This is a genomic window from Clostridia bacterium (assembly GCA_028698525.1).
Lineage (GTDB): Bacteria > Bacillota > Clostridia > JAQVDB01 > JAQVDB01 > JAQVDB01.
Window position 1 is genome coordinate 1 of sequence record JAQVDB010000018.1, and the last position, 22,495, is coordinate 22,495.

A 22,495-nucleotide genomic window follows, 5' to 3' on the forward strand; every position below is an offset into this window, starting at 1 on the left:
AGAGATGTAAATGTATTTAATGAAGAAGACTGGCCGCAAATGATAGATTTTTTAACTTCAAGTATGATTAAGTTTGAAAAAACTATGAAAGGAATTTTAAAGGAAGTGTTTCAAAAGAACAAGTAGAAAGGGGGAGCTGATTATGGAAATCTTATTTAATGCAAAGACATTTGGAGAGCAGCCTATGGAAAAACAGCAAATAGAAGCTTATACTCAAGCAATCTTCTCAATTTATAATACATTAAAGGAAACTCTAGACTTATCATTATTAAATTCAATTATTATTCCAGAAGACTACAAAGAAGGCTTGTTTGACTTTCAACGACTTAATGGACATGTAGAGTTTATTACTGAAAATGAATATGGAAGAGGGATGGCACAAGTAGTTTCTAGTAAAAATGAAAGAGAAGAAATAGTATATAACATAGTTATTGATAAAAATATAATATTCACATTAGTAGGTGACGAGCAATTACAAGGCGTAAAAGATAACCTTAAATTGGAAGAAGAATATAACTTATTTTTATCATCAAGACAGTTGGCTATTAATACTTTATTTCATGAATTTGGGCATATTCATGAATATAGCTTAAACAGAGATATAGCATGGATCCATAATTTAGAACTAAAAGCAGATTTGCATTCACAACTAGTTATTTTAGCAAGGCAGTGCTGGAGTGAATATTTTGCCTGTAGGATAGCTTCAAAATCATTCCCTTTTGATGAATCAGTTGCTATGGAAATCATCGATACTTGTAATAATGCAGAGGATGGGTTACAAAAACAACGAAGTAGATACAATAGAATTGAAATAGAATTAAATGAATTTGTCATGGAGTTTCATAGTTATACAAATTTTATTCTGAAGAAAATAGCTTGTGCCCATGGTAATTTATATTGTTTAAATGATTCTAAAGAAAAAATGGTAGATACTATTGAAGTAGCTTTTGGAGATGCGTATATAAAAGCTATTTGGAAAGATTATGGAGAAGCCCTAGATGAATTATACATCCAATATCCAAAATGGGAGAGTGATGCTATTTTTAATGATTTATGTAATTTGTTTATCAAATACTACGAACAATATGAAATATTTATAAGTGAGACTTCCAAAGGCACATATTATGATATTCCTATTCGTTTATAGTTAGATTGAATTCTTTAGTAGGGCTAATGGACTTGTTCCCACCTACCTATACCCCAAATATAGTCGTAGACTTATTCCCGACTACCCCCTAAACTAGGAAACACCAAAATATACTAGAAAAAGTAAGAACTTGTTAAAAACATCAATCCGAACGGGTCGTTGCAGTGTGTATGGCCCGGATTATATTCGGGACAGGTACTGCCGCAATCTATAAACAGCTTTGCATTCAGATCCCGCTGATTGATTATATAGAACCCGCTTTGCTTAAAATGTTTTATACTATCATCATACGCAGGTATATAAATGCTATTACATATTTCTTTGCCTCTGTCTCCAAATATCAAAAATACAAAAGTACTGTATACCCCCGAAATATCCTTTGTATCCCCATCACAGTACAATGCACTGCCGGCCTGTATCAGCTCTATGGAGAGCAATTCTTTTGACAATGCTGAATCGTTAAACAACGGTATCTCCCTATCAGGGTGAAGCATGTTGAGAGAAAAATTCACAGCCTTGCTCAAGCGCCTATCTATTTCTTGGGGATATTGTCTGCCGTTCAGCCTGAAAAGTTGGACCAATTCTATTAAACCACCCATTACAATATTGTGGTACATAGGAGACCTTTCAAAGTGCCCTCCATCATCCAGTATCTGTTCTTTGATCTGCCTATCCAGTAATCTACAAGCCCTTTTATACCATCTTTTTGAACTAGAACATTCAAAAAACATCCCTGCAAATATCAATGCTTTTATATTTTCAAATAAATGATTGGCCAGCAGATGATACTCAATATTTCGGAATAAAAAAGATGCCTGCTCAAATAAACTCCCCAGCATCTTTTGTTTGAAATGGCATCGCTCTTTTAACAAAACATTGAATAAATGATAGCATTTGATCCAACTGACTATCCTTAGGGACAGGGTATAGGATTCCCATCCCGGTCCATGTCCTATCTCATTATTGTCTATCCAATCATTTACAATCTCCAAATATTTTTCAAAATATTTGTTTTCGCCGGTAATCCTATATGCGATACCCATCCACTCTATATATTGATGATAATGCAGATTATACAACCAAAGTTTGCTTACACTTTTGTCCTGCCAATCCACACCATCACTATAGTCCCTTTTCACATTTAGAAAACAGAAACTATTATTCAATATTTCATCAGCCTTATCCTGATATTTATCAAAAAGTTTCAAATGTTTTTTATCTAATTCCGTATATCCCGGAAAAAATGTTAGATTTTCATTTATCCAATAATTCCTACGGCCTAAAATAAATAATTTTTTACTAAACATAAGCTTGATCCTATAAAATATTTGTATAGGCTTTAAATATTTTATAGTGTTTATATAAAGAAAAATTTTATGTTGATGATTTCTAGGGATTTCATCTATACCCATAACAATTCCTAATATAATCAACAGCCCTATCACAACAACCCCTAAAAACAGAGAATCTGTTTTGTTTATTATTATACCTAGCAATGCAAAAACAATAGCCAATGAATAGATTATATAAACACTCTTTTTATGTCCTAATTTCATCCCGATCAGCCTATGGTGAATATGAGATTTATCAGGGTTAAAAATACCCTTTTTGCACATTGCCCTTCTCAATATAGAGACCCCTGTATCAAAAATAGGAATAGATAATATTAGTATAGGAGTAAAAAGAGAAACAAAGCTGATACTTGTATCTATGGTGAGCATGGATATCACGGCCAGCATATAGCCTAAAAACAAACTTCCTGTATCTCCCAAAAATATCAGTGCAGGATTATAGTTATATTTAATAAATCCGGCTGTAGAGGCTGCCAGCAATAATGCCATAGTCTTGACTATAGCCTTGTTTTGACCGGATGCTATAAAACAAAAAGCAACACAAGCAATTATCGTGATACCTGATGCCAGACCATCCAACCCATCTATTAAATTTATAGCATTTATTATGCCTATCACCCACAATATATTCAAGACAATATCAACAAAAGTAAAAATATTTATATCGTCCATGATAGGCGAAAAAAGAGCTGCCCTTATGCCAAATGAATATAATGCCAATGCGACAGCTACTTCAATCAATAATTTATATGATATTTTTATATCATATATATCATCCAAAATTCCGGTAACCACCATAAAAGTTGCACACATGATCACCACTGTTAATTTATCTAAATTTTGAATAAACAAAAGCGAAGTCAATACAAAAGATATATATATCCCCAACCCACCCATCAATGGTATAGGATATTTATGAATCTTCCTTTGGTCAGGTCTATCTAATATGCCGTATTTTTTAGAGCAGTGTATTATAAGAGGTGTTATACAAAAAGACAAAAAAATGCTAATACAAATGCCCCCATCACGATCACCCCTATAGAGTTTATCAGTTATAGAAATCATATGTATCATAGTATTCTACAGATAGGGCATTGACCACTACTCCCACTATATTGCTGTTGACAGCTTTTAGATGATGCAGGGCCCTTTTAAATAAATCTATATTGGTATTTCTATGTCTTACCACCATTATCACTGCATCCGCCTTTTTTGAAAGTATGGCTGCATCAGTGAATAAAACAGCAGGAGGGGTATCTATCAATACCGCATCATAATCGGCTTTTACTTTTTCCATCAAATTCGCCATTTTATCTGATAATAAAAGCTCTGAAGGATAAAAGGTTTTTGTCCCACTGGGCATTACGTGCAAATTAGGTACATCTACGATATTGTATAACCCCCTATATTCCACAGCTTCATTCAAAATATCAGTGATACCTCTTTTGGATGCTATATTGAATACAGAGCATAATTCAGGCTTTCTGAAATTACAATCCATCAGCAACACTTTCTTGCCGATCTGGGCCATAACAATAGCTAAATTGACAGCAATAGTGCTTTTGCCTTCCAGCTTTTCAGGGCTGGTAACCACGAATACCTTGTTATTCCCTGCACTGCTCAAGGATAAAATATTGGTCCTTATAATCTTAAATGCCTCTGTAGCTGCCGCATCGGTTAGCATCTTTTTCGGGGGGAGGTTGTTTTTCATCATAAAACTTAATGGATTTATCCTATATATTTTTCCCTTTAAATAATAATCAGGAACAATCCCGATTAGGGGAATATTGAACCTGCTTTGCAGGGCATAAGGGTCTTCTACAGAATTATCTAAGTGTTCGTAAACAAAAGAAATCAGCGTTCCAAACATAACCCCTGCTGCACAGGCAATTAAAATGTTCAAAAAAGGATTGGGTCTATCATAAATTTCGGGAATTCTAGCTTTATCTACTATTTTTATATTGTCGGTATAAATTATTCTGTTTGCATGTTCTTTAAAAACCTGGGCAGTGGTGTTAGCGATGCTGCTGGCCATCTTTGGGCTTACACTTTCGGCTTTAATCCTTATTAACCCGGTCTCTCCTTCCGGGTTCACAGACACCCTTTTCCTCATCTTTTCAATAGGAATCTCAAAATTTAACTGCCTCATAACATCTATCAGCACCCTGTCACTTTTTATTACATTTATATATGTGTTTAACTCTTTCTGATCTGTAATTACATTGCCCAAACTAATATTTTCATCGTTCCTATTGATTATTATGGTAGTAGAAGCAGTATAAATCTTATCCAGTATAAAAAAGCTCAAAATAGCCGAAGCGGCAATAGAGAGTATTGTTATAAAAAGAATAACTCTTATCCATTTTTTAATTATCCTTAAATAGTCTTTGAATTGCATAGCATCACCTATATTTTTGTTGATATCATATTATTCTTGCATCCGTTGATTTATACTTTATTGAAAAGAATTCCAGATTAAAATCCGGCATTTAACATTCCGGTATACACCCATAAACTATTACGTCCTGATACTTGCCCAGTTTATCTATAACAGTGGCTGTGAGTATAACCTCTATAATCTGCTCATCAGGGGAACATGCACTCTTGGGAACAACATTTACATATTCCAATTGATAATCTTTAACCACTACCTTAGACTGATCTACATTATCTTTAAACTCTTGTTGAGTAAGCTGCTTGCCATCCAGCTTTATGAATTCACAAATAGGTATAGCTTTTTTGAAGGTCCACTCTACCCTTACACAGCTGTAACCCTCGTTAGTCCTGACCCATAAAAATGCCTTGAATGGTATTGTGACTAACACCTTGCTGGTACAAATAAAATCTTCTTTTACTTCATCCTGATCAAAGATCACTTTAAAATCATCTATACATATTATATATTCGTCATTTTTCAAGCCTTCTACTTCTATATTGTATGGGTCGGGATTTCCTTCTTCATCATATCCACCTAATATGGGCTCATCTTTCTGAATATTTTTAGCTATTATTACCTTAGCCCAAATATCTACCTTGTTTTCTTCCGGTATACCGTTCATTTCAGTCATACAAAAACCCCCTTCCATTTTAATTGACAATAGCCGTGGTAAACCTTCCACAATTTATTTAATACATTTTATGTAGGGGATTTTATTTTGTTACAGCAAATGTTAAGTTTCTATATTCACTCTATATAAATATTGTTTTTTATAGCCTTGACTACACGAGAAAAATAACTTTCCGCATCATCACTCTGTTTGGAAAGCTGGTCAGCAAATTTGTAGTAGTATTCTATTCTTTTAAGCTTTTGTTCTATTTTTGAAAGATTGGTCTGAATATTTTCCATGTTTTTTTGTATAGAACCATACTGTTCCTCCAGCTTTTGTTGCCTTTTGGATATGGTCGAAATATATCGGTCAATCTCATTCAATCTTTGCTGTGTAATATTATACTCTGGGGTATTATAGGGGAATTTTATATCAATAACGCTCTTTTGGATTATCATTATATCTACATCCACAGTCAGCTTTATATTTATCACCCAATGATCATATATATGCTCTATTTCATACTCCCATTTGAAATTACCGCATTGGGCCTCTACCCTATAATTCTGCTCTCCTTGATTGCATACAATATCAGATAATTCTAGCATCACACTGCTTACATGGTTGTTTTCGTTGAAAGTATGATATTCTATACTGCCTTGATCTGTATCGGCACAGTACAAAACAGCCATGTCATAGCTATAATCTAACTTGACATTGTTGTTGAGCAATGAAGGATTTATGGATGTATTAAATATTTTGCAGCTTTCCACATTGCATATTTTGTTTAAACCTTCACCCTCTAGTCTGTATACATTATAAGGCTGTGTACAAGACCTGCCTGAAAACAATACATTCCGGAAGGTTGCTTTATGTTTTATAATATCTGCATATACCAACGTCTGCCCTTCCATTGTTCATCATCCTGTTCTTTTGATGCTCCTATTTAAAAATATTAAACCTGTACCGTATTAATGCATGTTTTGTATAAAAAATATTCCCCCCAAAAACATGGGAGGAACATTTTTAACAGCATTTCTTTTGTTCTAAATATTGAGTTACAATGCGGAGGGCTTCTCCAAACCTCTGAAAGTGCACTATTTCCCTTTCCCTCAAGAAGCTCAAGGTATCTATCACACCTCTGTCGCTGGTAAGGTTTATCAAATTCTCGTATGTGGCTCTAGCTTTTTGTTCTGCCGCCAGATCTTCATGCAGATCTGCTATAGGATCCGCTAAAGCTTGGATATAGGACGCAGTCCAAGGCACGCCGGAAGCATCTGCAGGATATAATGCTCTCCCGTGCTGAGTATAATGGGAACCTAAACCCTCTTGTTCCAATATCTTTACAGGCACACCTTTTAACAGCTTATATATCAATGTTCCAATTATCTCCCAGTGGGCAAGCTCTTCAGTCCCTATATCTGTCAATATGGCTTTTGCTTCATCTGTAGGCATGGTATATCTCTGATTGAGATATCTTATGCCGGCTGAAAGCTCACTATCCGGTCCTCCGTATTGGGTCATCAGATATTTAGCCATAGTGATATCGGTTTTTTCAACATATGCCGGATATTGTAACTTCTTTTCATAAATCCACATTTCTATCTATCCCCCTTTACTTGTATTCTATATCCCAGGGCCAAGGTCCTTTGATATACTCCCAGGGACAACCGCTTTTTGTTCGTGCTGTAATAGGCCCATATTTTTGCTCATATTCTTCTTTCTTTTCTTTATATTCTTCTAGATATTCATTATACTTCCTGATAGCCCTCATATCTCTAGGATGAGTATCCAGATAGAGATTTAATTCTAATAAAGAAAACTGAATAGCCATCAGGCTTTTAAGGGCTGCTATCTTATCGTTAGACCCGTTCATGTCACCACAATCATCCATATAATCATCGTAGCAATTGTCATAATCATCGTAAGCATTGTTATAATCACACCAGTCGGGATAACAATATGGTTTATCATCATACGGTTTACAATATCCGGGATACGGATACATTGGATAACAATACATTCGTTTTCACACCCCCATTACTTTTTTTTATACGGTTTATATAATTCGGGAAAAATAGTTCCTTTCATCAGCCCTTCCATAGGGCTATAAAGTTTGCACATATACTGAAAGGGAATATATGCCGTCGCCAGCTTGAATTTGGAAGGCATAACCTTATATTTAGCAGCATTCACCATGATTTATCTCCTCCTGATATATAATTTTGTATATTGATATACTATTCATCATGTTATATATTTGTGTATATAAAAAAAGTCTTACCCCGATTTAAATTTGAGGTAAGACTTTTTTATCAACTTTTTACTCAATGGTATCAATGTATTTTACACAATTCAATGCTGCCACCTGTCCTTCTCCCACAGCCTTAGCTATCTGATAAGGGACACCTGTGCAATCACCGGCCGAATAGATCCCTTGCACACTGGTCTGCATATCTCTATTTACTTTTATATGATTCCCGTCCATTTCAATCTCAGGCAATAATTGAGTAGCAGGTATCAGCTCTCTGAGTATAAAAACTCCATCCACATCCAGCTCTCTCTTTTCCAGTATCAGCTTATTCACCGATTCATCCCCAGAAATACTGTCAGGCTTTTGAATAACTACTTCAATCCTAGGATCTAATTTCCCCATATCTTTATACATAGGTATATAATATACTTTTCTACATATCTCGGCTAAAAAATTAACCTCATTTTCCTCGCTGCTGCTATATGAAATAACAGCCACATCCTTACCCTTATAAAGTGGAGCATCACAAGTAGCACAGTATCCTACTCCCCTTCCTAAAAATTCCTGTTCACCCTGGATATGCTTGGGCACAACCAAACCAGTAGCTATAATAACCGCCTTTGCCCTGTATATATCGCTCTTTACCGCTATTCCAAACTCATTCCCCATCGGATATATGTTGTCTACCTTTAACTTATTTATCTTCAACCCTATATCTTTAGCATGGGCTATGAATCTTTGCCTCAATTCTTCACCTTTCTCCTTATAAAAACCTAGATAATTATCCACTCTAGGCGTTTTATGCATCTTGGGACTACAAAATTCTCCCCCAAACAAAGCCACATCTTTATTTCTTATCTTAGCATTTACAGCAGCTGAAAGCCCGGCAGGGCCACAACCTATTATTGCAATATCATAAATTCTTGATTGATCCGGCATCTTTCTACCTCCTAAAAATTGCTTGTAATCTATTATATACCCATATTTATCTATAAACACACAATTTTTTGTATATAAAAAAACCATCATAATAATATGATGGTAAATTATACTTCCTGTATGGCATCGGTAGGACATCCTTCTACCGCTTCCATCGCATCATCCTCTAATTCTTCAGGAACATCCCCGTCAATAGCTTGGGCTTTCTCCTCCTCATTCCAATCAAAAACCTCTGGACATGTTTCTATACACAACCCACAGCTTATACACAAATCTTGGTCTACTTCAACCCTCATAATAGGCCTCCTTTTTTCTTTTGATTATGATATATTATTTCTCTTAAACCCAAATATAATTCAACAACCTATATAGCCATATATACTTTATTTTTCCCATTAGCCTTAGATTTATAAAGGGCTCGATCTGCTTTTAAAAAAAGCTGTTCCATGGTCTTTGCATCCAGCGGATAGTTGGCTACCCCGGCGCTGATACTCATCTTGACGCTCTTTCCTCCTACCTGGATTTTCTGGTCTTCAACAGTCTTTCTCAACCGTTCAACAATCTTAAAGGCAGCTTGTCCATCAGTATTTGTCAAAATAATAGTAAACTCATCACCACCATAGCGGGCAGCTATATCGCTGCTTCTACAGTTTTTCTTAATGATATGTCCAAACTGTCTAATTATTTTATCCCCTTCCCGGTGACCATATTTATCGTTTATATATTTAAAATCATCTATATCGATCATAGCTATACAAAATGAATAATTATATCTATTAGCCCTTGCTATTTCCTGTTTGCACTGTTCATTAATGTATTGATAGTTATATAGACCGGTAAGTCTATCAGTTATAGAAAGCTTGGTTATCTTATATCGTAAAAATTTATCCCTTTCTACTATTCTGTTTATAAACCAGCTCAACAAGAACAAAAAGATTATCTCCAAAGCAATCTCCGCATTTGGTTTTTGTTCGGCCACCAACAATACTGTTCCGAGAGCTGCCGCTGATAGAAAAGCTATCAATTGGGAAACACCTGTACCATATTTCAAGGCTACACCAGACACAATTAAAATGTAGAAATATCTAATAAAACTCTGGCCTGCCCCGGTGGCATAAGTAAAAAACGATACCGCTAGCACATCTATGACCACTTCGAAATATTGCCTCTTATTGCCCCATCTCTTTTCCACATTTCCCCAAAGCGCCAGCTTTAAAATGCTATATGCTAAATAGCACAGTCCAAATATATTTACAAGCACATAATTGATTTGATAATTTAACTCTCGGTGGTAAATAATGGTCAATATATACCCTATTGCCACACTTATCATCCTGAGCCTGTCCATTATCTGTTCTACCTTGAATTGTCTTTCAGATTCAAGCTTTATAAATTCCATCCTTCAAATCCTCCATCCAAATCCTCCATCCATCTTACCCAAAAAAACCCAATATACCCCTTAAGAATATTATAACAGAATTTAACAGTAACTGTACTAGTATTTAAAATTTATATTTATATTTTGATATTTTAAAAATATTTGTTTGTAACCTTTTATATGGGGTATATCTATAATAGTTAAATAACCCCTCCCTTTTCTTTCAATATATGGCCATTTGAATGGTCATATATTTTTTATTCAAAATTAGACGATAATACTCCACCCTCCAAAAAATATGCAGAACAAAAATCCAGTGAATAGGATGGAGATAAATCGCCTTTTTGCATTGCAAAAAACCACACTAAAACTAGAAAGATACGATAGTAATCTAAAGTCATACCTTTGTAGTACCTAAAGGATTTACCACTTCCCCTGTATCCGCATCTATGTGCAATAGCCAATACCCAAAGTCTTCTTCCCTATTAAGGCAATCTTTTTCTACAGGCTGCCAATATACATAACCTGTCTTTCCTCCATAGGGCTGCTCTTCTTTACAGTTTGTACCAGGAAGTCCATATACCACATATTTCACTTTTCTGTCTTTATATGCAATACCCAATAAATAGTGTCTATATCTGGATAGGTTGGAATTATACATATAATAATATGCCGGAACTACGCTATATATCCCGTTAAAGCCTATCGATGCTAGGTCTATCTTTCTCCAATCGTATCCTTCAAGTCTTTGTGCAAAAGGTTCAACCTTATTATAGAAGGCAAACAAGTCAGTAAAATAATTTTCGATATCATCCCAAAACCTATTATACCTTCCATATACTTGTTCTCTAGATGTTTCTGATTTTAAAAAATCTCGGTATTTATTTTCCTGATGTATATTATCCCTATCGGTTATTTCTGCTTGTTTTTTTTTGTTCTCTGGCTCTATATCCTGCTGCTCTTGTTGTTCATCATGTTCACTTTTATAACTAATACCTCTATTCACTATATCCAGCAGATCATCTATATCAGGATAAGAGCTGTCTTCGTCCTCTGTTTCCACAATTTGTTCTTGTTGTTCAAGTTTAATCTCTTGTTCCGACTTTTGTTCAACTTTTTGTTCTATCTCTTGTTCAATTTCCCCTCTAACTTCTTGCTGGTCTAGGTCTTGTTCTTGCAAAACATCTTGCTGTTCCTTTGTCTGTACTTGCTGTTTTACCTTTGGGCGTTCAATATTTTTGTCTTTAGCAAAGGCTGCTTTCCAATCAATATCCTCATTTTTATCTATGTAACCGTTAAGACAGTATCCCAAAGGCGGGCTTTCAACACTGCCTACCTGTTGGCACACAACAACGATCGCTTTAATATTATCCGCACTATGACCGGTCTTTTTGATGTCACTGCTATCAGCCTCAAATATACATTCTCCCCTGCCGCTCTGATCCACGTTAAAGGTACCTGAGTTGATGCTGAAAATTCCTGTGCCATCCTTCCCTATCAAATATGCTTTATAGACACGGTCATCACCTGTTAAAGGTTTCAAATTTTGCACATGTGTCAACACTTTTAGTCTTTTATTTTTTATTTCTATCCTGCTGTATCCTGCAGTAGATTTTCTCACGTTATTTCTGTATTCTTTATCGCTCTCGCTTAACATGATAAAATTTCTCATATATTTTTTCAATACACACTACCCCCTTTCATTAATAATATATGTAGTTGATTTCCAAAAGTTACTTGTGACCCGATTTTTTAGCCGAATTTTTACAAACAACTCCCTACCTGTTATATTATTAAATAATAATATTGACCTACCTTAATATATTTCACTGTTATCAAAATATGCAGTATAATTGTATTGAATCTAGTTTTTATGACAAGGTGGTAGGATAATGGAAGATATGAAAATTCTAGTAGTGGATGATGATAAAAACATCTGTGAATTGATAAGCCTGTACCTAAAAAATCAAGGTTATGATGTTATTTGCCGCTATGACGGGAGTTCAGCCTTGGATGCTATAAAAAAAGGTAATATAGACCTTGTTGTGTTGGACATAATGCTGCCGGTAATAGACGGGTGGGAAGTTTGTAAAATGATACGGCACAAAAGCAACATCCCTATAATAATGCTTACAGCTAGGGATATGATAGAAGACAAGCTTCAAGGTTTTGATATTGGAGCAGATGATTATGTAGTAAAACCATTTGACCCTCGCGAATTGATAGCAAGGATAAAAGCAAGGTTGAAAAAAAATAAAACCAAAAATAACTTGATGCATATAGACAATCTAACCATAGACATGGATAAATATGAAGTGAAACTGGATGACCAACTAGTGGATTTAAAACCTAAGGAAATCCAGCTCCTTCATTTCTTATTGTCCAACAAGAATATAGTATTTTCGAGAGAACAGCTATTAAAGGATGTGTGGGATTATGATTATCCTGTGGAAACACGCACTGTAGATGTACACATAAAAAGTCTACGGAAAAAACTGGAAACGGAAAATTCAAGCTGGAGCATACAAACTGTGTGGGGGATAGGATATAAATTAGAGGTAAAAAAAGATGTTTGAAAAATTATTTAAAACACATCTTCTGATACTAATTACTATTGTAGTAGTACTTTCTTTAATTCTCTCCCTAGCATACAACAAATATATTTTTTCACAAAAAGAAAATCAACTCTCAACGGCAGCATATAAAGTAAATCACCTTACCGCAGAGTACTATCAGGACGAAATAACGCTGGACCAGCTTCAATCTTCCATAAACTCTATTAGCTATATGACCGAGTCCAGCATATATGTCATAGAATCAAAGAACAACTCAAATATACACGTTGAAGAAAAGTTGAACCAAAAATACATTACAGAAGCTTTAAATAAGATACTAAAAGGTCAAACAGTATTCTTAAAAAAACAGTATACAAATAAATTTGATATGCACATGGTCTTTAAGGGAATACCTTTAAAGATTGATTCAAAAATCATAGGGGCGATAATACTGTTTTCCCCTGTAACCTATGTGTATAAAAATATTTTCAATATCAACTTAATAATATGGATAATCTCTGCCCTGTTAGTAATTATAAGTGTTTTTATAGTATATTTTACTTCCTCTAAAATATCAGAACCTATAATATATATGGAAAAAGCAACGTCAAAACTGGCTGCCGGCGAGGAAGTGGAAGACCTTGAAGTAAAGTCAAATGATGAACTGGAAAATCTGGCAAATGGTTTCAACTATATGAAAAATCAAATCCTGAACACGGAAAAATTGAGAAAAGAATTCATCGCCAACATCTCCCATGACCTTAAAACACCCCTCACTTCAATAAACGGATTTGTTCAGGCAATGCTGGATGGCATTATAAAACAAGAAGATATGCATAGATACTTGGCCATAATAAAAGATGAGGCATCTCGTCTGATAAAATTAACCGATGATATATTAGAACTTACAAAAATTCAATCAGGAACTATAAAATTATCTAAACAAAATATCTTAGTAAAACAAATACTGGATGATATACAAAGCTCCACCGAAGCCTTGAGAGATGAAAAGAATATATCCATACATATAGACTGTCCTGATCATCTACATATATATGCTGATGCCGATAGATTAAAGCAGATAATGCTCAATATAATAAATAATTCTATAAAATACAATAAGCAAAATGGCAAAATACTCATAAAAGTATCTGATAAAAACCATGAAATAATATTTGATATTAAAGATACGGGGATAGGAATATCCAGGGAAGAACTTCCTTTTATATTTGATAAATTCAACAGAGCAAAGGCCCACCAACATATGACGGCAGGCGGAACCGGACTGGGACTGAATATAGCAAAAAATCTGGTTATACTCCATGGGGGGAAAATAAGTGCTCAAAGCCAACTGGATAAAGGCACCAAAATCACTTTTTCCATTCCCAAGTGATTGATTTACAATATCTTTACAATTTATTTGTTTTTGTTTCACATTTTTTATGTATTATATAATATATAGTTTTTGAAAGGAGCAAATTCATGAAACGGCTTATATTGATTGTGTTGAGTCTTTACATACTTGCATTTACCGCCGGATGCGGCGATGGTTCCCCAAGTCCAACCGCCCATCAAGACAAAACCGATGATCATGAAAATATAGAACATCAGGGTCACGACAATCAGCAAAAAGATGTGCAAAACATAGAAGAGCAGCAGAAAGATGATAATAGTATCGTGTTAAAACCCAAGGACAAAAATCTAACTGGTGAAAAAAACACCAAAATCATAGTAAAATCAGACACAATAATCTCTAATCAGGAAAAAGAAAAACTTTTGAATGAACTGGAAGATGAGCTGGATAATTTATTGGACAGCATCAATCAAATGGACGATGTTAAAGACTCTGACCTATCTTTTTAAATCCAATTATAAGAAAGGGGACTGTTTAGTCTAATGAAAAAAATATTATCAATAATAATCGCACTTTTGATTGTATTTACTGCAGGTATAGCCTTTGCGAAGGGGCCTCCTCATAAGGCTAAAATAAATAAAAATGAAAATATCAAACAAGAACAGCCTAAAACTACAAAAGAGATGCCAGCAGCACAACAAAATTCACAAAACAAAAACAAGGCCAATAAGGCTAAAACTAACAAGGGCCAAACAAATAAGGCTATAATGGAACAGGTCAAACCACTAGTAAAATGTATACGTGAAAACAAGACAGAGATGAACAAATTAAGAGCCCAGATAAAGAATAAACATCAGCTTTTGCAAGACAAAATTGATCAGCTCAGTCAAGACAAGGATTCGTTGACACAAGAACAGATAGAAAAGTTGCAAAACTCCCTTGAGACTGTAAAGCAGACAAGACAATTGATTGAAAATACAAAAGGAAAGATAGATGACCAGTGCATCAACTTAGGCCAGGCCAAGAAAAAGTACAACGCTGAAAATGCTGAACAATCCTTAAATAATATCATAAGCATACAAAAAGAAAGGATACAAGCCCTTGATAAAATACTGGAAGAACTGGATTCAATACTGAACATTTAAAAAGCAGAGGAAAAACCTCTGTTTTTTTATTCTCTTTTAGGGTATGATTAACAATATGGTTTTGTCAAATATGGATGAAATTTATAAAAAAATATTGCAAAACAAGAGTACTTATATTATACTTCATAATGGGGAAAAATTTTGATTTTTATAATATCCATAATGAAAACATAATAATTTTTTTATAAATTTATTTAAGGAGTGATAGTATTGTCAACCAAAGAAACATTCACATGGGAAGAAATTTCCGCAAAAAACCCCATCAACTCTCAAATAAGGTCTACAGTTGAAACTGCTTTCTATGGAAACAATGTAGTAAAAGTTAACTCAATTAAAGAGGCTTATAAACTTGCCAAGAGTTCCCCCGGTACAATTGTTACCGATATTCCTGTTTATAAACCTGAAGAAATCGGGCTTGATGATGATGCAAAGGTACTCTTATTCAATGACGGTGCAGTAAAGGGAAGATGTGCAGCTGCACGTAGGATTGTAGGAGAACCTGGAGTAGATGTGGAAGAATACGGTGCCAAGATAAGAGAGGCAGTATATCATACAAGGTATAGAAAGATGTATCATGCTACAACTTTCATAGGATTGGATAAAGACTTTATGGTAAAAGTACATCTGCTAATACCGGAAAATCATGAAAACATTATGTATTCATGGATGTTGAACTTCCAATACATTACAGAATATTATTCAAAGATGTATAAAAAATCCAAAGTGCTGGAAAATGAAGGGGATATCTATATATTCTCTGACCCTGATTGGAAACATCCGGACCATCCCTTAGGACTGACCTTTTTTGATCCTGAACATAATTGCGCAGCAATTTTAGGAATGAGATATTTTGGAGAACATAAAAAAGGAACACTTACATTAGGCTGGAGCATAGCCAACAGACATGGATTTGCATCCTGTCACGGTGGACAAAAAAGATACAACTTAGCAAATGATAAAAAATATGTGGTAGGTGTATTCGGGCTTTCCGGTTCCGGTAAATCCACCATCACTCATGCCAGACATGACGGTAAATATGACATAACAGTATTGCACGATGATGCATTCGTAATATCTACTGAAGACGGTTCCTCTGTAGCGCTAGAACCTGCATACTTCGATAAAACTGCCGACTACCCTATGGCAGACGATGATAACAAATATTTGCTCACTGTTCAAAATAACGGTGCCACTCGGGATGAAAAAGGCAATGTAGTCCTTTTGACGGAAGACGTCAGAAATGGGAACGGAAGAGCCATGAAATCCAAACTATGGTCCCCGGATAGAGAAGATAAGTTTGAGGAGCCGGTAGATTCGATAATATGGCTTATGAAAGACCCTACACTCCCACCTGTGATAAAGATTACAAACGCTAACCTAGCTTCAGTTATGGGTGCAACCTTAGCAACAAAGAGGACCTCTGCTGAAAGACTGGCTAAAGGCGTTGATCCAAACGCACTGGTCTTTGAACCTTATGCAAATCCTTTTAGGACTTATCCGCTCAGTGAAGATTATAAAAAATTCAAGGCATTATTCGAACAGAGAAATGTAGAATGTTATATCTTTAATACTGGTTTCTTTATGGATAAAAAGATACCTAAAGAAGTAACATTATCTTCACTAGAACATATAATGGATGGCACTGCAAAATTCGAAAAATTTGGCGGATGTACAGACATGGAGATGCTCGTTGTTGAAGGTTTTATGCCTGACTTTAACGATGCTGAATATAAAAAGCAGCTGATCTCCAGAATGGAAGACAGGATAAAATACCTTGCATCCAGAGATACAGAAAGAGGTGGCTTTGACAAGCTCCCTGAAGAAGCTATTGACATAATGAAAAAATTAGTTGATCAATTAAAATAAGGATTGGATTTCCAATCCTTATTTTTTTGCCTGAATCACTTGTAAAAACGCATCCACTACAACAGAATCAAACTGGGTTCCCTTATTACTCTCAAGTTCTAACACAGCTTGCTGTAAGCCCATGGCCTTCTTATACGGCCTCTCGTTTACCATAGCGTCAAAAGCATCAGCAACTGCGATTATCCTAGCGCCTATATCCACCTTCCCAGCTTTTACTGAATAATACCCTTTTCCATCCATCCTCTCATGGTGGTACTTTATCATCTTATCTATCCCGGCCTCTACAAATGCCGGAATATCTTTTATAAAGTCATAACCCTCTTTAGGATGCTGCTTTATAATCTGATATTCTTCGCTGGTAAGTTTACCCTGCTTGTTCAATATACTATCCTCGACTGCGATCTTACCTATATCGTGCAATAGTGCTGCAAAATATATATTTCTTACCCTGTTCTTACTAAAACCCAATTTCCTTGCTATTTCCCTTGAATATTTAGCAACATTTTGGGAATGTGCAGCAGTATACTTGTCCTTTGCATCTATTATCTTGATGAGGGCGATCATTCCTCTTGCCCACAGTTTAGTATAATCGGTACTCATCTTTTTCATAGAATCATATAGCTTGTTGAACTCACTTATGCTATAAATATTGCCTAGCCTATCCTTGCTAGAGATTGTCTCATCTATAGTCTCTTTAAACCTCTCGAAGGGCAGGTAAAAAAAATAGCTGCCCAAAAATGCAATAATCAGGGCTACTATCAGAATAACAACAGAAAAAACAAATGTATGCATATATCTGTTTTTAGCTTGTTGTATTATACTGTGCATAGGAAGATACACATGGATCATAATATTATATTTATCGAAGCCATATTGTTTATGGATATATGCATTCTCCCATTGCTTCAGGACACTGTCTCTGTCTGGAAGCAATACCTTATATCCCTTCCAGTCTATCCCATCATAATCAGAAAAGGAAGAACCGGAATACAGTATTTGCCCATCTTTATCTACTGCATCTACAACCATATTTCTTGATCTCAACAGTATATTATCAATCAGGGTCTCAACATCATTTATAATAAATATACTATAATCTTGTTGTTCAGGCCTGGATACTACTACCTGTTGCTTTAAATGATAATCGTAAACATACTGATAATCCTTTTCAGGCCCCACCTTTCTCCAGATACCTCGTACCCTATCTAACGCATCCTGTTTCCTATCAATGCTAGAATATATCTCATCACCAGCACTGTCATACAATATTACATCCTCACACCCCAATCTATCGGCACAATCTTTCACACATCTATCCAGATCAAGCATACCATATTGTATGTTCTTTTTTATAACATCTAATTCATACTGAACCTTTTCATCATAATACCTCAACTCATCCTCTACAGCTTGGCTGCTGATAACCAATTGCTCATCCATATTTTCCTTTATGGTATAAAAGAAGATTGTACGATTTGTAAAAAGAACACCTATACTGCATATACAAATACACAAAACAACTATATGTAAAAAATACTTTCTCGCTGAATAATTGCCCTCCCCAACCTTTAAAAAACGTCTTAAAGGCTTTCCATAAGTGATAAATTCCGCTATAGTTATATTGACTGCCCCATTTAATGTGTTTTTTAAGATAATCAGCAAAATAGAAAGGGTTTCAGCTTTTATTACATAGGTATAAAACAAAGCATGAATAGGTGCTGTAACAAGCAGCCAATAAATCAGATCAAAGTGAATAGCACTATACAACATCCCATCATTAGACTCTTTTCTGCTGCTGAAAAAACCTACAAAGACCGCCTCAAAACAAAATAAAAATACTCCCAGAGGGTGCCCCCATAGTGATATAGTATAAAAAGAAGCGATAAATGCAGATATCAAACCGTATAAAGGTCCATAAATCAATGAAGGAATGATAGAAATAATCCCTCCGAACAGCATATCTATCCCAAAATACATATTGAAACTGAAAAATCTATTAATCAGCAGTCCTAATATACCACATAGGACGGATACTACAACCTTGAATGCAACATTTTCTGACTTCACTTGCTGACCCCCGGCAAAGATTATTGTTATTCTACTAACATTATACAATTTTATACATTCTTAAACAATCAAAATATAGTGTGTTGCACTCATAGCAAAAAATTTAATACATACTTCCTAGTATATTAGTCCTTGCCTTATAGGTCTTATTATTCAATAATAATTATTCCCAAACTCTCATAAGTCTGGTGATCTACATGATCGTTTATAGGCAATCCGTTCTGCTTTTTATATTCTATCAAAGAATGTTTGGTTCCTTCTCCAAAACGTCCGTCCAACGGCCCGTCATAATATCCTTTTATTTTCAACCTTTTCTGTACTTCCAACACATCTGCCCCTCTATGACCTGGCTCCAACTGACGCAAACCGTTACCAAAATTACCATAAGGCCCCCCGTTTATCACCACAAGGGTATTGTGAGGTATCAGATCATAAAGTTCCTCAACATTATTATTATTCATCCTTATACAACCGTGAGAAGCAGCATAACCTATGCTACCCGGCTTATTGGTCCCATGGATGCCATATATACCCCAAGGTACATCCAGCCCCATCCATCTGCTCCCAAATCCACTCCCCCAATTCTTGGCCTTATGAACAACCCTCCATATCCCGATAGGAGAAGGACTTCTATCCTTGCCTATAGATATAGGGTATTTTTTTATAACTTTATCTCCCTCAATAACATAGAGAAGGGTTTGGTTTAGATCTATATAAATATGTACATCATTTTCTTGATCGTCCCCTTGTTCTTTATTTAAGCACTCTGCTTCCCACTGGCTGTACATAGTATTTTTATCTTTATGCATGTATTGATAATTTACCAGTGTAAGTAATATCAATATCACAACTGTAAATGCTATCTTTCTCACGCATATCCCTCCCATTTATTCCATATATATTCATTACAAAATAAAAAAAATACCTGAACAATCAAGTATTTTAATTGCTTAATACAACAAAATCCGACTTTTTTCTAGTTTTACTATTGACATATTCGGATAATACGTTATAATTATTTATTGTTGTTAATTTTTTTTTCACACATATCCCCCCGTTTCTTTTTGATATACATTTAAATAAAAAAATACCTGGAAATCAGGTATTTTTTTATTGTTCATTTCAATATTTTGTATAGTATAAAACAGTAGTTCCTTGTTCCGGAAGGGAAAGATGGATTATATTATTTAACAAAATCTCAGAATGAATATCAAATTCATTGTCATCTATGCGTGCATTTATAATAAATCCTATCAGATTGCCTGTTGACCCAGGCAAAAACTCGATGGACTCTATAGTATCCCCTGTCACCTTTTTTGTGCTGGTCTTCCCCTTATATACAGTTTGTATAACCAACCACTTGTTTTTTGTATCGTCTTGCAGCTTTATACAATAATATGTCTCCTCATCCCCCGGAACGGTGTGAGATATCATCCTAGCATTTCGCAACTCTTTCTCTATAACCTGACCGGCTAAATGAGCATCCTGCTGCACCTGAGAGCGCTGGGTATCTTTTTTAAATGTTTTAAACCCTGTAACATATATATTAAATATGACAGCCAATATCACCGCAAAAATAGCAAGAACAAATATCAACTCTATCAAAGTCAGTCCGCTATGTTTAGAAATCTTCCTCATCATAATCAGAATGCACCGCCCCACCTTTGAAAACATCTATTCAGGGATAAAAGATGTTAGCACTACCTTCCCATTGGATTTTTGCTTTACTTGAATTTCCACTCCTGATACTTGTGCCCCACCTATTATAATGTCCCTTTTTTGTTTACTTATAGTTAAGCGTGAATCTGCAGACACTACATAATTAGAATCAGCAATAGCATTATCCATTTCCCGCCGAGCAGAAAACAATATATCCGTTTTTTCCCCTGCCCCAAATATTTGTCTGGTATTTATATCAAAAGAACCGATCAATAATATGGATAATATGCTTATGATAAATAACGATACTATAACCTCTATGAGGGTAAAACCGTCCTTTCCCCATATCATTTTATTGTTGCTCTTCTTATTGTTCTCAATCATTTCCAATAATCCTTCTCATATGATAAAAAATTGCCTTGTCCGTCTTCAACAGGTATCAACATACCTTCAGAAACAGAGTCATCATAAATAATGCTAGATCCTCCCTGCACCCTCACATCCCCGGCTACCACCGCTCCTTTGAAGATCCCGCTGTTTCTGATAACTACATCAGCATAAGGCGCATATAAGGCTGATGCATACACCGATGAACCACCACCAATATTTACATCTTTGCCTCCAGTTACAATGTTGCCTACAATATTTCCGGAACCGCCTAAATTAAGGGCAGCCTCTTTTATATATACATTGCCAACCACCTTTGTAGAACCCTTTATATTCATAGGCTGATCTCCGGCATAGTACAATAACAATTGATCACTGGTTCCATCTCCATTGATTGCGCTGCTGCCTCCTATCTTGAAACTATCTTCCACATATAGTTCCAGCCTTCCTTGGCCTTTTAAAATGATATTTCCCTGATTTATTTCCAGTTTCCCTACCTTTATCCTGCGTATCGACTCACCTAATTCTATTATAAGGGAGCCATTTCCAGATACAGTGATACCAGAATAACTACAATCCCCGCTTATTGTGTATTCTTCATGAGGCCAATTTCCTACTATAAGATTGCCCCCCACTACAGGAGAGACATCGGCAGGCAGAGGCAAGTGCTCCGGAAAATCAGGAAATTTAGGCGCCAAATACCTTCTAGGAGAATTCAACACCTTTATATCCCCATGGATGGATGCACTGCCGGATAAATCCACCACTTTATCGGCATCCGCTCCTGGGACAACATAAAGATCTCCATCTATACGAGCAGACCCTGACAGCTCTATGCTTGAATCTTTGCTTGAATTTGAACATACAGGGCCTATTATGGTGGAGCTGCCTCCAATACTAATACCGGACATGGAGAATGCTGCCATATCAAACCCTGTTATCACATCTTCCACCCTGCTGGGCTTCATCACCAACTCTATCTTATCGCTCACTTCACCTACAAAGCCAGTTGACTCTATGATCAATTCATCTGCATCCTTGCTTATTTCAACCTTAAAATCATCCTGTGAAAGCTTTCCTGACAAAAAAATCGGAAAGTCCAAATTAAAAAGCTGGGTGGGATCCAAACCCATAATCCAGCTAGCAGCTGAATCGGCACCAGAGCGGGCAACATAATACGCCTGAACTATATCATGCTGTCTTTCAGTCCTTTTTGCTTCGGTCACACCTAAAATAGCCAATACAGATGCAAATATTATAAATATAGAACTTACAAGAACAGTTATAATCAACGCTGATCCTCTATCTTTATGGTTTTTCATACCTCCTAAACCCCCAAAAACAC

22 protein-coding genes are annotated in these 22,495 nt (G+C 35.5%); 6 read left to right on the forward strand and 16 right to left on the reverse strand.

All coding sequences use genetic code 11. The features are described 5' to 3' along the window. The first annotated feature begins 142 nt into the window (after positions 1-142). The gene (locus tag PHP06_03960; GenBank protein ID MDD3839709.1) at positions 143-1,147 is read left to right on the forward strand and encodes a hypothetical protein; all 1,005 of its coding nucleotides are present in this window, start codon (positions 143-145) and stop codon (positions 1,145-1,147) included. Positions 1,148-1,260: 113 nt separating this feature from the next. Here PHP06_03960 and PHP06_03965 read toward each other — a convergent pair whose 3' ends face one another. The 11 genes from PHP06_03965 to PHP06_04015 all read right to left on the reverse strand — a co-directional run bounded on the left by PHP06_03965 (position 1,261) and on the right by PHP06_04015 (position 11,801). Then, positions 1,261-3,387, reverse strand: a complete 2,127-nt coding sequence (locus PHP06_03965) for a heparinase II/III family protein (protein MDD3839710.1) — start codon at positions 3,385-3,387, stop codon at positions 1,261-1,263. A gap of 160 nt (positions 3,388-3,547) precedes the next feature. Beyond that, a complete protein-coding gene (locus PHP06_03970) occupies positions 3,548-4,897 on the reverse strand; it encodes a polysaccharide biosynthesis tyrosine autokinase (GenBank protein MDD3839711.1) in 1,350 nt (449 codons plus the stop codon). 91 nt (positions 4,898-4,988) lie between these two features. Then, the gene (locus PHP06_03975) at positions 4,989-5,567 is read right to left on the reverse strand and encodes a hypothetical protein (protein ID MDD3839712.1); all 579 of its coding nucleotides are present in this window, start codon (positions 5,565-5,567) and stop codon (positions 4,989-4,991) included. A 116-nt stretch (positions 5,568-5,683) separates the two neighbouring features. After that, positions 5,684-6,460: a hypothetical protein gene (locus PHP06_03980; GenBank protein MDD3839713.1), complete on the reverse strand. Its 777-nt coding sequence runs from the start codon at positions 6,458-6,460 to the stop codon at positions 5,684-5,686. Between the two features lie 112 nt (positions 6,461-6,572). Further along, positions 6,573-7,145, reverse strand: coding sequence for a manganese catalase family protein (locus tag PHP06_03985; protein MDD3839714.1), 573 nt, complete (start codon positions 7,143-7,145; stop codon positions 6,573-6,575). A gap of 16 nt (positions 7,146-7,161) precedes the next feature. Further along, on the reverse strand, positions 7,162-7,569 hold the full coding sequence (locus tag PHP06_03990) for a spore coat protein CotJB (protein MDD3839715.1): 408 nt from the start codon (positions 7,567-7,569) through the stop codon (positions 7,162-7,164). A 17-nt stretch (positions 7,570-7,586) separates the two neighbouring features. Continuing rightward, on the reverse strand, positions 7,587-7,745 hold the full coding sequence (locus PHP06_03995) for a spore coat associated protein CotJA (protein MDD3839716.1): 159 nt from the start codon (positions 7,743-7,745) through the stop codon (positions 7,587-7,589). Positions 7,746-7,869: 124 nt separating this feature from the next. Then, a complete protein-coding gene (locus tag PHP06_04000) occupies positions 7,870-8,739 on the reverse strand; it encodes an NAD(P)/FAD-dependent oxidoreductase (protein MDD3839717.1) in 870 nt (289 codons plus the stop codon). A gap of 107 nt (positions 8,740-8,846) precedes the next feature. After that, positions 8,847-9,035 (reverse strand): ferredoxin, encoded by a 189-nt coding sequence (locus PHP06_04005; GenBank protein ID MDD3839718.1) that lies wholly within the window; start codon positions 9,033-9,035, stop codon positions 8,847-8,849. Positions 9,036-9,103: 68 nt separating this feature from the next. Beyond that, a complete protein-coding gene (locus PHP06_04010) occupies positions 9,104-10,138 on the reverse strand; it encodes a GGDEF domain-containing protein (GenBank protein MDD3839719.1) in 1,035 nt (344 codons plus the stop codon). Positions 10,139-10,514: 376 nt separating this feature from the next. Then, positions 10,515-11,801: a hypothetical protein gene (locus PHP06_04015; GenBank protein MDD3839720.1), complete on the reverse strand. Its 1,287-nt coding sequence runs from the start codon at positions 11,799-11,801 to the stop codon at positions 10,515-10,517. A gap of 217 nt (positions 11,802-12,018) precedes the next feature. Between PHP06_04015 and PHP06_04020 the strand changes: the two genes are divergently transcribed. The 5 genes from PHP06_04020 (at position 12,019) to PHP06_04040 (ending at position 17,037) form a co-directional block, all read left to right on the forward strand. After that, positions 12,019-12,693 carry a response regulator transcription factor gene (locus tag PHP06_04020; protein ID MDD3839721.1) on the forward strand — a complete coding sequence of 225 codons (675 nt, stop codon included), beginning with the start codon at positions 12,019-12,021 and terminating at the stop codon, positions 12,691-12,693. Further along, complete coding sequence (locus PHP06_04025; GenBank protein ID MDD3839722.1) at positions 12,686-14,065, forward strand: HAMP domain-containing sensor histidine kinase; 1,380 nt, start codon at positions 12,686-12,688, stop codon at positions 14,063-14,065. The genes PHP06_04020 and PHP06_04025 overlap by 8 nt, the downstream gene beginning before the upstream one ends. 89 nt (positions 14,066-14,154) lie before the next feature. Further along, positions 14,155-14,535 (forward strand): hypothetical protein, encoded by a 381-nt coding sequence (locus tag PHP06_04030; GenBank protein ID MDD3839723.1) that lies wholly within the window; start codon positions 14,155-14,157, stop codon positions 14,533-14,535. A gap of 33 nt (positions 14,536-14,568) precedes the next feature. Then, on the forward strand, positions 14,569-15,171 hold the full coding sequence (locus PHP06_04035; protein MDD3839724.1) for a hypothetical protein: 603 nt from the start codon (positions 14,569-14,571) through the stop codon (positions 15,169-15,171). A gap of 210 nt (positions 15,172-15,381) precedes the next feature. Further along, a complete protein-coding gene (locus PHP06_04040) occupies positions 15,382-17,037 on the forward strand; it encodes a phosphoenolpyruvate carboxykinase (ATP) (protein ID MDD3839725.1) in 1,656 nt (551 codons plus the stop codon). Between the two features lie 18 nt (positions 17,038-17,055). Here PHP06_04040 and PHP06_04045 read toward each other — a convergent pair whose 3' ends face one another. The 5 genes from PHP06_04045 to PHP06_04065 all read right to left on the reverse strand — a co-directional run bounded on the left by PHP06_04045 (position 17,056) and on the right by PHP06_04065 (position 22,472). Then, complete coding sequence (locus PHP06_04045) at positions 17,056-19,104, reverse strand: HD domain-containing protein (GenBank protein ID MDD3839726.1); 2,049 nt, start codon at positions 19,102-19,104, stop codon at positions 17,056-17,058. 149 nt (positions 19,105-19,253) lie between these two features. Further along, a complete protein-coding gene (locus PHP06_04050; GenBank protein MDD3839727.1) occupies positions 19,254-19,976 on the reverse strand; it encodes a L,D-transpeptidase family protein in 723 nt (240 codons plus the stop codon). Positions 19,977-20,226: 250 nt separating this feature from the next. Then, positions 20,227-20,745 carry a type II secretion system protein gene (locus PHP06_04055; GenBank protein MDD3839728.1) on the reverse strand — a complete coding sequence of 173 codons (519 nt, stop codon included), beginning with the start codon at positions 20,743-20,745 and terminating at the stop codon, positions 20,227-20,229. A gap of 33 nt (positions 20,746-20,778) precedes the next feature. Further along, on the reverse strand, positions 20,779-21,147 hold the full coding sequence (locus tag PHP06_04060) for a prepilin-type N-terminal cleavage/methylation domain-containing protein (GenBank protein MDD3839729.1): 369 nt from the start codon (positions 21,145-21,147) through the stop codon (positions 20,779-20,781). Then, positions 21,144-22,472: a hypothetical protein gene (locus PHP06_04065; GenBank protein MDD3839730.1), complete on the reverse strand. Its 1,329-nt coding sequence runs from the start codon at positions 22,470-22,472 to the stop codon at positions 21,144-21,146. Before PHP06_04065 ends, PHP06_04060 begins: the two co-directional genes overlap by 4 nt. Between the last annotated feature and the right edge of the window lie 23 nt (positions 22,473-22,495).